This window comes from Streptomyces sp. NPDC020379 (assembly GCF_044387105.1).
Classification (GTDB): domain Bacteria; phylum Actinomycetota; class Actinomycetes; order Streptomycetales; family Streptomycetaceae; genus Streptomyces.
Genome location: NZ_JBIRVR010000014.1, coordinates 1 through 11751, shown reverse-complemented (window position 1 = coordinate 11751; position 11751 = coordinate 1). Strand labels below are relative to the sequence as shown.

The 11751-nt window shown below is 72.9% G+C and carries 9 protein-coding genes; 3 read left to right on the top strand and 6 right to left on the bottom strand.

The annotated features are described in order from the left end of the window. Positions 1-9 precede the first annotated feature (9 nt). Positions 10-1470 carry an ATP-binding protein gene (locus tag ACH427_RS19310; protein ID WP_398870713.1) on the bottom strand — a complete coding sequence of 487 codons (1461 nt, stop codon included), beginning with the start codon at positions 1468-1470 and terminating at the stop codon, positions 10-12. Positions 1471-2460: 990 nt separating this feature from the next. On the opposite strand from ACH427_RS19310, the gene ACH427_RS19305 reads away from it, so the two are divergent. Beyond that, positions 2461-3129, top strand: a complete 669-nt coding sequence (locus ACH427_RS19305; protein WP_398870712.1) for a potassium channel family protein — start codon at positions 2461-2463, stop codon at positions 3127-3129. A gap of 115 nt (positions 3130-3244) precedes the next feature. Beyond that, a complete protein-coding gene (locus tag ACH427_RS19300) occupies positions 3245-3922 on the top strand; it encodes a potassium channel family protein (RefSeq protein WP_398870711.1) in 678 nt (225 codons plus the stop codon). Between the two features lie 142 nt (positions 3923-4064). Here the strand turns inward: ACH427_RS19300 and ACH427_RS19295 are convergent, their stop codons facing one another. The 4 genes from ACH427_RS19295 to ACH427_RS19280 all read right to left on the bottom strand — a co-directional run bounded on the left by ACH427_RS19295 (position 4065) and on the right by ACH427_RS19280 (position 8767). Continuing rightward, the gene (locus ACH427_RS19295; RefSeq protein WP_398870710.1) at positions 4065-4799 is read right to left on the bottom strand and encodes a DUF3159 domain-containing protein; all 735 of its coding nucleotides are present in this window, start codon (positions 4797-4799) and stop codon (positions 4065-4067) included. Positions 4800-4802: 3 nt separating this feature from the next. After that, entirely contained in the window at positions 4803-5201 is a 399-nt protein-coding gene (locus ACH427_RS19290) for an OB-fold nucleic acid binding domain-containing protein (RefSeq protein WP_366005854.1), read from the bottom strand. 224 nt (positions 5202-5425) lie between these two features. After that, positions 5426-6115, bottom strand: a complete 690-nt coding sequence (locus ACH427_RS19285; RefSeq protein ID WP_398870709.1) for a response regulator — start codon at positions 6113-6115, stop codon at positions 5426-5428. 99 nt (positions 6116-6214) lie between these two features. After that, positions 6215-8767, bottom strand: a complete 2553-nt coding sequence (locus ACH427_RS19280) for an ATP-binding protein (protein ID WP_398870708.1) — start codon at positions 8765-8767, stop codon at positions 6215-6217. A 215-nt stretch (positions 8768-8982) separates the two neighbouring features. Between ACH427_RS19280 and ACH427_RS19275 the strand changes: the two genes are divergently transcribed. Next, complete coding sequence (locus tag ACH427_RS19275) at positions 8983-9525, top strand: GNAT family N-acetyltransferase (RefSeq protein WP_398870707.1); 543 nt, start codon at positions 8983-8985, stop codon at positions 9523-9525. A gap of 121 nt (positions 9526-9646) precedes the next feature. Here ACH427_RS19275 and ACH427_RS19270 read toward each other — a convergent pair whose 3' ends face one another. Continuing rightward, the gene (locus ACH427_RS19270) at positions 9647-11503 is read right to left on the bottom strand and encodes an NAD-binding protein (RefSeq protein ID WP_398870863.1); all 1857 of its coding nucleotides are present in this window, start codon (positions 11501-11503) and stop codon (positions 9647-9649) included. Between the last annotated feature and the right edge of the window lie 248 nt (positions 11504-11751).

Genomic DNA, 11751 nt, shown 5'->3' with positions numbered 1-11751 from the left:
GGTGGTCGTTCACGCGTACGGGTTCCCTTCGTCGTCTGCGGGTGCCGGGTCGGGGTGACCGGCGGGGCCTGTGCTGCCCGCGCGGCCGGAGCGGGTGCCGCGGGCGAAGGCGCCCATGCGGCGGGCGGTCTCCTCCGCGGTCCGCTCGGGGGCGGCGGGGCCGGGCGCGGGCGGCCCGTCGGGCGCGGCGGCGGGCCCGGTGGGCCGCTCGGCGGGCAGGGGCGCGGCCGGCTGCCGGGGCGCGGGCTGCCTGCGGCGGCGCTTGGGGAGCCCGCCCGCCGTGGAGCCGGTGATGGCTCCGGCGTCCGCCGGGGGCATGGCGGAGGGCGGGAAGACACCGGGCTCGGGCTCGGGGTGTTCCCGCGGCGCGGGGGCCGGGCGGGCCGGCGCGCGTACGGCGCCGGCGGCCGTTCGGGCCGGGCCGCCCTCGCGGGTGGGCGGCGCCAGCGGGGTGGTGTCGGGCCCGTCGAGGTCGATCTGGCTGAGCAGGGCGCTCGGCAGGAAGAGGACGGCGCGTACGCCGCCGTAGGGCGAGCGGGTGTCGACGGAGACGCTGAAGCCGTAGCGGGAGGCGAGCACCCCGATGACGGGGAAGCCGAACTGCGGGGGGTCGCCGAGCCGGGAGACGTCCACGGTGCGCTGGCCGGAGAGGAGGCCGGCGGCGCTCTGGACCTCCTGGGCGTTCATGCCGACGCCCGCGTCGTCGATGACCACGCAGGCGCCGTTGTGCACGGGCTGGAGGCCGACCTCGACGGTGGTGTTGGGCTGGGAGTGGCGGGCGGCGTTGTCGAGGAGTTCGGCGACGGCGAGGACGACGGGTTCCACGGCCCGGCTGACGACGGCGACGTCGGCGTGGTTGTGCACCTTGACGCGGCGGTAGTCGCGGATGCGGGAGGTGGCGCCGCGGACGACGTCGGTGAGCGGGGAGGCGGCGCGCTGCCTGCCGGGCCAGGATCCGCAGAGGACGGCGATGGCCTGGGCGCGGCGGCCGAACTGGGAGTTGGCGTGGTCGATCTGGAGCAGGTCGCGCAGCACGTCGGGGTTGTCGTGCCGCTCCTGCATGTCGGAGATGGCCAGCTGCTGTTCGTGCGCGAGGCCCTGGAGGGCGCGCATGGACGCCTTGAGCGCGGCCTTCGCGGACTGGTCGGCGCGGGCCTGGGCCTTGTCGACGGCCTGGGTGAAGGTGTCCATCACGGCCTGGAGGCCCTGGGCGAAGACGGTGCCGCCGAGCCGCTCGTCGAGCAGTCCGGGCAGGGGCACCGGCTGGTGCATGGACGCCGTGACGGCCGGGAGCCGGACGGTGACCAGGTGCCTGACTTCGGTGTCGCGTGTCTGGAGGCTGTCCTCCAGCGCGGCGACGCGCCTGCGCACGGCGGCGGTGATGCTCCGCTGGCGCACCAGCAGCACCGCCACGACGACCAGCGCGGCGGCCAGGCACCAGCTCACCGCCTCCGGTATGTGATGTGACATCAATTCCTCGCGGGCGAAGGGGGCATACGGTCGGCTGTACGGGGTCGGTGTCCTGAACGTCCCGCCCGGAAGCGGAATACGCCGATCATCCTAACCACGCGAACGGTCGCGTGGCCGATCTTCGCCCACGCTTTACCGAACATGCATCCGTACCCATCCCTCGTACGAGGAAACCGTACGAGGGCTGCCCCGATGGCAAGGTGAGGGGACGTCACGGACGCGGCAACCTGAACGGACCGGTCCGCTCGGACGGTGACGGCGTCCCGTCGCCGGTCGGGGAAGTCCGCGCCGGTCAGGGCGGTCGGCGGGGCGGTCTTCACTGCCGTCTCCTCACACTCCCCCCAGCACCGGACAGCGCGATGATCCCGCCACGCGCGCCGTGGCGCACCCACCCCGGGTGATCACCGCGGTGCTGACGCGGCGCGGATGACGACGCCGGGGCCGGGCGAGAGCACCACGTCGGCGAAGGCGGCGAGGCCGTTCCGCCGCCGGGCGGTGCTGACGGCCTCGCCGCTCCCGGCCGTCGGCCTCGGCCGGACAGCGGAACAGGCCGCAGACGAAGGAGTCGCGGTTGTCGACGAACAGCGCCCGCACACCCCCCATGAAAGCGGTCAATTATCGGTCACCGGGCGGGATTTCCTCTTTCATCCCCCATCGTCGGGGTGATCAGAAAGGTGAGCCGGCCGCACGGGGTGGCGGCAGCCGGGAGCGGGCCCCGCGGGGCGAGGCGATCATCACCCGCCTTGATCGTTTGAAGCGCCGCCCACCGGCCCGCGCCGCGGCCGCCGGGCTCGGGCGCGCGCCCCAGGGCACAGCGGATACGGTGGTCCCGTGCGCCGACACGGACCACCCTCCTGTGGGCGCACCGCGTCGACACCGCGGAGCGTGCCGCTCGCGGGCCCATGAGTCGAACAGAAGAACAGCAAGGGAAGATGTGAGCAGGTTGTTGGTGCAGGTCAGCGCGGTAGTCCGGAGCACGGGGTAATCGTCATGCACATCGTGATCATGGGCTGCGGCCGAGTGGGCTCGGCCCTCGCGCAGACCCTTGAGCAGCAGGGCCACACAGTCGCCGTGATCGACCAGGACCCCACCGCCTTCCGGCGCCTGGGCTCCGGCTTCGGCGGACGGCGGGTGACCGGCGTCGGCTTCGACCAGGACACCCTGCGCGAGGCGGGCATCGAGGAGGCCGGGGCGTTCGCCGCGGTCAGCAGCGGCGACAACTCCAACATCATCGCGGCCCGGGTGGCCCGGGAGATGTTCGGTGTCGAGAATGTCGCGGCCCGCATCTACGACCCGCGGCGTGCCGAGGTCTACCAGCGCCTGGGCATCCCCACGGTGGCCACCGTGCGCTGGACGGCGGACCAGATGCTGCGCCGGCTGCTGCCGTCCGGCGCTGAGCCCCTGTGGCGCGACCCGAGCGGCGGTGTGCAGCTCGCGGAGGTGCCGATCGCGGACTCCTGGGTGGGCCACAAGATCAGCCAGCTCCAGGAGGAGACGGGCGTGCGGGTGGCCTTCCTCACCCGGCTGGGTGAGGCGACGCTGCCGACGTCGCAGACGGTCCTGCAGGAGGGCGACCTGGTGCACGTCATGATGCGCACGGACGAGGTCGCGAAGGTCGAGGCCGCGTGTGCCGAGGGTCCCGAGGAGACGCACCGGTGAGCGCCGCGCACGCGGCCGCCGGGCCGCGGACTGACGACGACGCGCGCTTTCGCCGCGTGGGCGGAGATGGGGGCAGCGCCCAGGCGTCGGCTCTGCGGGAGAACGGAGAAGCACGATGAGGGTTGCTATTGCCGGTGCGGGCGCCGTGGGGCGCTCCATCGCGGGTGAGCTGCTGGAGAACGGGCACGAGGTGCTGCTCGTCGACAAGGCGCCCACCGCCATCTCCGTGGAGCGCGTGCCGCTCGCGGAGTGGCTGCTGGCCGACGCGTGCGAGATCACCTCGCTCGACGAGGCGGCGCTCCAGCGCTGCAACGTGGTGATCGCCGCGACGGGTGACGACAAGGTCAACCTGGTCGTCTCGCTGCTCGCGAAGACGGAGTACGGGGTGCCGCGGGTCGTGGCCCGGGTGAACAACCCCAAGAACGAGTGGCTCTTCAACGAGTCCTGGGGCGTGGACGTCGCCGTCTCGACGCCGCGCCTGATGTCGGCCCTGGTCGAGGAGGCCGTGAGCGTCGGCGACCTGGTGCGCCTGATGCGCTTCAGCCAGGGTGACGCCAACCTCGTCGAGCTGACCCTGCCGCCGGAGTCCGCCCTTGCGGGCACGCGCGTGGGCGACGTGGACTGGCCGGAGGACACCTCGCTGGTGACCATCATCCGCGGCAACCGCGTGCTGACCCCCAGCAAGGAGGACGCGCTGGAGGCCGGCGACGAACTCCTCTTCGTGGCGGCCCCGGCACGTGAGGAACAGTTGGAAGACCTTCTGTCCGTGCGACGCGAGGACGTCACGGGCTGAGGCAGGCGGCAAAACGCCGGACGGGCTGAAGTTCATGGACCACGGTCCGTGAACTTCAGCCCGTCGGGGGAACCTCCCAGCGGCAGCTGGGGGAGTTCGAGGACCGGGTCCGGGGCGGAGCCCCGCGCAACGGGCCCCAGCCTTACGAGGCGTCCCGCACCACGGACTCAGGCTCCGCGGAGGCGCGCTCCGCCGCTTCCATCTCCGCGAACACATCGATCGGCGCCGGGGCCTTCGCCAGGAAGATCCACGTCAGGTAGACGGAGAGCAGCATCGGCGGGATGCCGAGGGCCACCTTGACCCAGCCCAGGGACGTCGCGTCGCCCCACCAGTAGAGCGGGAAGAGGATCGCCGACTTGGCGAGCAGGATCAGCCCCCAGGCCCAGCTGGCCTTGGTGTAGGCGACCTTGCGGCCGGGGTTGCGGGTGCGCCAGGAGAGGTTCTCCTTGAACACCGGGCCGAGGATCAGGCCGAGCAGCGGATAGCCGGCGATCGAGGTGACGATGTACGCCACGGCCAGCCCGAGGCTGTAGAGCATGCCCGGCAGATAGAAGTTCTTGGCGTCGCCTGACATCATCGCGAACACCGCGCCGAAGGCGACCCCGAAGACACCGCTGAACGCGTGCTTGAGGGTGTCCTTGCCGACGAGGCGCGCGATGCCCAGCACCAGGGACAGGCCGAGCGCCGCGATGGCCGCGACGTGGATGTCCCGCTTGACGGTGTAGATCGCCACGAAGACCAGGCCCGGCACGGTCGTCTCGACCATGCCCCGCACTCCGCCGAACGCCTCGAAGAGGGCCGCCTCGGTGGCCGATCTCGCGTCGGCGCCGTCGGCGCCCTGCTCCTGCTGGTCCGTCGGCTTGTCGAGAGACGTCACCCGCTACTCCTGTCCGAGCGGTCGGAGTTCGTACTTGGGATTGAACAGCACCCGGCGTCCGCGGCTCATGGAGACCCGGCCGGAGGCGATCAGCTTACGGCCGGGCTCGATGCCGACGATGGAGCGACGGCCGAGCCACACCACGTCGAGCGCGGCCGAGCCGTCGAACAGCTCCGCCTCCAGCGCGGGCACCCCGGCACGGGGGCGGAGCGTGACGGTCCGCAGAGTGCCGGTGACCTTGACTATCTGACGGTCGTCGCAGTCGCAGATGCGCGTGCAACCGACGGCCTCCGCGTCCTGTTGCAGCTCCGCGGAGTGCAGGTCCTCCTGCGAGGTGGACAGCCGGTCGAGCATCCGGCGGAAACGGCCGGTCGGCTTCTCGGAACGGGGTACGGCACTCATGAATCAAGCGTACCGTCGGCCCATCCTCGCGAGGCCCGTGCGTCATACGTGCGACCCGCACGGGCTCGGTCCCCCTCACCCCTCGACGGGGACTCCCCCGGCCCCCCGGCCGAGCCCCGCCTCGCACCCTCATCCCTCGAAGCGATACCCCATCCCCGGCTCCGTGATACCGCGACCCCCGGGGGACAACCCCCGGACCCCCGGCCCGGCCCCGCCTCGCACCCTCACCCCTCGAAGCGATACCCCATCCCCGGCTCCGTGATGAAGTGCTTCGGATGTGACGGGTCCAGTTCGAGCTTGCGGCGGAGCTGGGCCATGTAGACCCGCAGATAGTTGGTCTCCGTGCCGTAGGACGGGCCCCAGACCTCCTGGAGGAGCTGCTTCTGGCTGACGAGACGTCCCGTATTGCGGACCAGGACCTCCAGCAGGTGCCACTCGGTCGGGGTGAGCCGGACGTCGCGGCCCCCGCGGTTGACCTTCTTCGCCGCGAGGTCGACGGTGAAGACCTCGGTCTCGACGATCGCGTCGTCGCCCGCGGCGGACGGCCCGGTCGGCTCCGCGCGCCGGACGGCGGCGCGCAGCCGGGCGAGCAGCTCGTCCATGCCGAAGGGCTTGGTGACGTAGTCGTCCGCGCCCGCGTCGAGCGCCTCAACCTTCTCGTCGGAGGTCTGCCGGGCGGAGAGCACGAGGATCGGCACCCGGGTCCAGCCGCGCAGGCCCTTGATCACCTCGACGCCGTCCATGTCGGGCAGGCCGAGGTCGAGGATGACCACGTCGGGGTGGCGGGCGGCGGCGAGCTGGAGTGCCGTGGCGCCGTCGGGGGCGGCGTCGACCTCGTACTTCCGCGCCTTGAGGTTGATCACGAGAGCGCGGACGATCTGCGGCTCGTCATCCACCACGAGCACCCGGTTCATGCGGAACCACCTCTGCTGTTCGTTCGGGCCCATCCACTGGGCCCGGAGTCTTGGTCGGTGAGCTGTCTGTGCCGGGCGTCGCCCGGGTGTCGCCGTCGGTCAGGAAGTGGCATGGGCCGGCAGTTCCGGACGGACGGGCGGATGGCCGGCGGCCACCCGCAGCGTGAGGACCATGGTCATCCCGCCGCCCGGGGTGTCCTCGGCGGTGAGCGTGCCGCCCATGGCCTCCGCGAAGCCCCGGGCGACGGCGAGGCCGAGGCCGACACCGGCGCCGCGCGGAGCGTCTCCGTAGCGCTGGAAGGGCTCGAAGATGCGGTCCTTGGCACTGTCGGGGACCCCGGGGCCCCGGTCGGCCACGCGCACCTCCACGCGTTCGCCGAGCGCGCTGGCGGCGACGAGGACAGGGGTGCCGCCGGGGCTGTACTTCACGGCGTTCTCGACGATGTTGGCGACGCTGCGCTCCAGCAGCCCCGGGTCGACGGCCACCATGGGCAGCGTCTCCGGGATGTCGAGGGTGACGCTGCCCTCGGGGACCCCGCCCAGTGCCATCGGGACCACCTCGTCGAGGTCGATCTCGCGGATCAGCGGGGTGACGGTGCCGGTCTGGAGCCGCGACATGTCGAGGAGGTTGCCGACGAGGTGGTCCAGGCGGTCCGCGCCGTCCTCGATGCCCGCGAGCAGCTCGGCCTCGTCCTCCTCGGACCAGGCGATGTCCTCGGAGCGCAGGGAGGTCACCGCGGCCTTGATCGCGGCGAGCGGCGTGCGCAGGTCGTGGCTGACGGCGGCCAGCAGGGCGGTGCGGATCCGGTTGCCCTCGGCGAGCTCCTGGGCCCGCTCCGCCTCGCCGACGAGCCGCTGCCGGTCGAGGAAGACCGCGGCCTGGGCGGCGAAGGCGGCGAGCACGCGGCGGTCCTCGGCGGGCAGCACCCGGCCGGAGAGGGCCAGGGCCATGTTGTCGCCCACCGGCATGTCCACATCGGCGTCCTCGGGGCGCAGCAGGGGCTTGCCGGTGCTGGTGACGACGCTGCCCGCGCAGGTCCAGGGGTCGACCTCGCTGGCGCGTTCCAGCAGGGCGACGGACTCCATCGCGAAGGTCTCCCGGACCCGCTCCAGCAGGGCGTCGAGGCTGGTGTCGCCGCGCAGGACACTGCCGGCGAGGAAGGACAGCACCTCGGACTCGGCGCGCAGCCGGGCGGCCTGGTGGGTGCGGCGGGCGGCTAGGTCCACCACGGAGGCCACGGACACCGCGACGAACACGAAGATCGTGATGGCGACGATGTTCTTGGGGTCGGTGACCGTCAGCCGGTGCAGCGGTTCGACGAAGTAGTAGTTCAGCAGCAGCGAGCCGAAGGCCGCCGAGGCGAGTGCCGGGAGCAGGCCGCCGAGGAGCGCGGCCGCGACCGTCAGGCACAGGAACAGCAGCATGTCGTTGGCCAGACCGAGGTCCGGGTCGATGTGCGTGAGCAGCAGGCTGAGCAGCGCGGGGGCCACGACACCGGCGATCCAGCCGCCCACGATGCGGCCCCGGCCGAGGCGGGCGCCGCGGGCGACGGGCAGGCCGCGCCCCTTGGCGACCTCCTCGTGGGTGACGATGTGGACGTCGAGGTCCGGCCCGGACTCCCGGGCGACGGTCTGGCCGACGCCGGGGCCGAAGATGTACTGCCAGGTCTTGCGGCGGCTGGAGCCGAGCACGATCTGGGTGGCGTTGACCCCGCGGGCGAATTCCAGCAGCGAGGCCGGCACGTCGTCACCGATCACGTGGTGGAAGGTCCCGCCGAGGTCCTCCACCAGGGTGCGCTGGACGGCCAGCTCCTTGGGCGAGGCCGAGGTGAGGCCGTCGCTGCGGGCGATGTAGACGGCGAGGATCTCGCTGCCGGAGCCCTTGGCGGCCATGCGCGACGCGCGGCGGATCAGGGTGCGGCCCTCGGGGCCGCCGGTGAGGCCGACGACGATGCGCTCGCGGGCCTGCCAGATGGTGGAGACGCTGTGCTCGGTGCGGTACTGCCGGAGGTACTCGTCGACGCGGTCGGCCGTCCACAGCAGCGCCAGCTCGCGCAGCGCGGTCAGATTGCCGGGCCGGAAGTAGTTGGAGAGGGCCGCGTCGACCTTGTCCGGCTTGTAGATGTTGCCGTGCGCCATGCGGCGGCGCAGGGCCTGCGGCGACATGTCGACGAGCTCGATCTGGTCCGCCCGGCGGACGACCTCGTCGGGGACGGTCTCCTGCTGCCGGACACCCGTTATCGACTCGACCACGTCACCGAGTGATTCGAGGTGCTGGATGTTGACGGCCGAGACGACGTCGATGCCCGCCTGGAGCAGCTCCTCGACGTCCTGCCACCGCTTGGTGTTGCGGGAGCCCGGCACATTGGTGTGGGCCAGCTCGTCGACGAAGGCGACGGCGGGGCGGCGGGCCAGCACCGCGTCGACGTCCATCTCGCTGAAGACGGTCCCCCGGTAGACGATCTCGCGCCGGGGCACCTCCTCCAGGCCGTGCAGCAGGACCTCGGTGCGCGGCCGGCCGTGATGTTCCACGAAACCGACGGCGGCGTCGGTGCCACGCTCGACCCGGCGGTGTGCCTCGGAGAGCATCGCGTACGTCTTGCCGACGCCCGGTGCCGCGCCGAGGTAGATCCGAAGCTTGCCGCGTCCCATGGCCCCATTGTCTTTCACGAAACGCGACCGTGTTCGAAACGGTTGTCCGTCCCGAGGTGCAGCACTGTCGCGCATGTTCGACCTTACGGCCATGGTTGTGGACATTTGGTGCGCGGGGCGGCTGCTCACCAGGTATTGACGCGGTCCTGACGCGCGCCTCCGCGGCTCCGGACCGGCCCGCCGGGGCCGCCTCCGGCGGGGTCCGGGATGGCACCATGCCCGGTATGACTGATGTACGCATCGCGCACACCTCGCAGCTGGGCACGGCGGAACTCGGGGCGGTCCGCGCCCTGATGGATCATGCTTTCGAGGGGAACTTCACCGACGACGACTGGGACCACACCGTCGGCGGCATGCACGCCCTCGCGTACGACAACGGCGAGCTGATCGGCCACGGCTCCCTGGTACAGCGCCGCCTGCTGCACGGCGGCCGCGCCCTGCGCACCGGTTACGTGGAGGCCGTGGCGGTCCGCGCGGACCGCCGTCGCCAGGGCGTCGCCTCGGCGGTGATGGAGGCGCTGGAGCGGATATTGCGCGACGGCGGCTACGAACTGGGCGCCCTCGGCGCGTCCGACAAGGCCGTCCCCCTGTACGCGGGACGGGGCTGGCGGCAGTGGCGGGGCCCGACGTCGGTGCTCGCCCCGACGGGCATGGAACGGACGGCGGAGGAGGACGGCTGCGTCTACGTGCTTCCGCGGGTGGATGTCGACCTGGGCGGGGAGCTGGTCTGCGACTGGCGGCCGGGGGATGTCTGGTGACCGTCCCGGACGGCGACTGAGCGGCGCCCGTGGCGGGGCACTCTGCGGGCGCGCGAGCAAAGCCCGGACGCCCCTGCCCCGTGGCCCGCGAGAACCCCATTTGTCCAGCGGAATCCGTCTTTCATACCAAGTCCGTACGCGGCTGGGGCACCGGCCGCCGCCCCAGCAGTTCGGCCAGCCCCTGCCGGGTGGCGGCGACCACGACGCGGTCGTCGGGGCGCAGGATGTAGTCGTCGGCGGGCCCGTCCGCCGGGCGGGGCGTCTCGCCCGCGCCCTCCGCGGCCAGGGCGAGGACGCGCCAGGCGCCCGGCTCGAACGCCTCGGCGACCGTGCGGCCCGCCAGCCCCGGGTGGCCTCCGGCCTCCACGGCGGCGATGAGGAGCACCCGCCGCTCCACGGGTACGGCGCCCAGGATCTGACGGCCCATCATCGCCCCGGCGAAGGCCGGGGCGACCAGATAGGAGACGCTGCGGGTCCGGGTCCGCGCGCCGGGGTGGGAGACGCGCAGCGTGCGGTAGACGGCCTTGGAGAACCGGTCCTCGTAGAGCCGCATGACCACGCCGACGTCGGGCCTGACGGCGCGGGCGTACAGCACGGCTTCGAGATTGGTGGTGTCGCTGCTGGTGAGCGCGAGCAGCGTACGGCTCTCGCCGATCTTGGCGGCCTCCAGCACGCCTTCCTCCGTGACGTCGCCGATGACGGTCGGCACCCGCAGCGAGCGCGCCAGCGCCACCCCGCGGGCCTGCGGGTCGCGCTCCACGCAGACCACCGGGATGTCGAGTTCGCGCAGCCGGGACAGCACCCGGGAGCCGATCTTGCCGAGGCCGAGCAGCACCACGTGCCCGGACAGCCCGCGCGGCGGGCGGCGCAGCGCGGAGGCCGAGCGGAAGGTGCCGAGCCCTTCCAGCGCGGCGGCGACCAGCAGCGGGAGCAGCAGCAGCCCGGTGAGGCCGGAGAGGAGCTGGAGGATCTGCCGGCCGAGCGGCTGGCCGATCGCCGGGTCGTTGATCGCGAAGAGGTCGAGGAGGGAGAGGTAGGCGGCGTGCGTGGGGTTGGTGTCGGTGACCAGCCAGGAGGCGACGGCCAGCCCGAGGACGGCGGCCGCCAGGCAGCCGAGGGCCCAGCGCAGCCGGTGCGAGAAGAACGACCCCAGGGGCAGGCTGCGGTCCGTCAGCCGTGGCGCGCGCCGCGGTGCTCCCGGATAGTGGACCCGCTCCAGGACGATGCGGCCGCGGCCGCCCGACGCCGCCACCGACTCCGCGTCCGGCAGCATCGCGGGCCCCTCCCCGTCGATGCCGTCCGGGCGGGCCGGGGAGAGCAGGGCCACGGTCCTGGCTCCGGGGGCGTGGCTCTCGCCGGGGGCGAGCGGGGGCCGCTCGACGGCCCTCAGCAGCAGCCCGCCCGCCTCGATGACCTTGGAGTGCCCGGAGACGGCGGCGGCGACGAGCGCGGGGGCCGCGGTGTCGGCATCCGAGAGGACGGTGGTGGTCGCCTCGGCGGCGCCGGGACCGTCCGGATCGCCGTTGCCCATCCGGGCGGCCTGGTCGAGGAGTTCCTCCAGGCGCTGGCCGAGCCGGCGGTTGTACATCCGGATGACGAGCCGCAGCCGGGGGTTGATCCGGCGGGCGCGCAGCGCGGCGTGGATGTTGGTCTCGTCGTCGTCATAGACGAGGGCGAGCGCGGTGGCACCGGCCACCCCGGCCTCGGTAAGCGTCTCGTCGTCGGGTTCTGGCGCCTGCACGACGCGTACGAGGGTGCCGGCCGGACTCCCGGTGCCCGCGCCGCCGTTGGCTCCGGCGGCGCGGCCCACCACGCCGGTCACCCGCCCGAGGAGGGTGGCGGCGCGGCCGGGCACGGCGGCGGTCCGGGGGTGGCCGTCACGGGCGGGTGGCACGACGAGGGTGACGCGCTCGCCGTAGACGCCGGAGAGCTCCGCGGCGAGCCGGTGGGCGAGACCGTCGTCGCCGCAGACGAGCATGTGTGGTGCGGGCGGGACGACTTGGGGCTGCGGGATGAGGGAGGCCACGCTCCCTAGAGTGCCCTGCCGCGGGTCGAACGTTCAGCTGATTAAGCGTGTGTCCCGGATCAAGACATCGGCGGGGGGGGGGGGGGGGCCCCCCCCCCCCCCCCCCCCCCCCCCCCCCAGCCCCCCCCCCCCCCCCCCCCCCCCCCCCCCACCCCCCCAAGGGGGTAAATAAACAAAACCCCCCCACGGACACAAAAACG

Excerpts from the sequence above, each read along its gene's own strand:
- ACH427_RS19300 (WP_398870711.1), top strand. The coding sequence starts at position 3,245 with ATGAGGGTTGCTATTGCCGGTGCGGGCGCCGTGGGGCGCTCCATCGCG.
- ACH427_RS19280 (WP_398870708.1), bottom strand. The coding sequence starts at position 8,767 with ATGGGACGCGGCAAGCTTCGGATCTACCTCGGCGCGGCACCGGGCGTC.
- ACH427_RS19290 (WP_366005854.1), bottom strand. The coding sequence starts at position 5,201 with ATGAGTGCCGTACCCCGTTCCGAGAAGCCGACCGGCCGTTTCCGCCGG.
- ACH427_RS19270 (WP_398870863.1), bottom strand. The coding sequence starts at position 11,503 with ATGCTCGTCTGCGGCGACGACGGTCTCGCCCACCGGCTCGCCGCGGAG.
- ACH427_RS19275 (WP_398870707.1), top strand. The coding sequence starts at position 8,983 with ATGCCCGGTATGACTGATGTACGCATCGCGCACACCTCGCAGCTGGGC.
- ACH427_RS19305 (WP_398870712.1), top strand. The coding sequence starts at position 2,461 with ATGCACATCGTGATCATGGGCTGCGGCCGAGTGGGCTCGGCCCTCGCG.
- ACH427_RS19285 (WP_398870709.1), bottom strand. The coding sequence starts at position 6,115 with ATGAACCGGGTGCTCGTGGTGGATGACGAGCCGCAGATCGTCCGCGCT.
- ACH427_RS19310 (WP_398870713.1), bottom strand. The coding sequence starts at position 1,470 with ATGTCACATCACATACCGGAGGCGGTGAGCTGGTGCCTGGCCGCCGCG.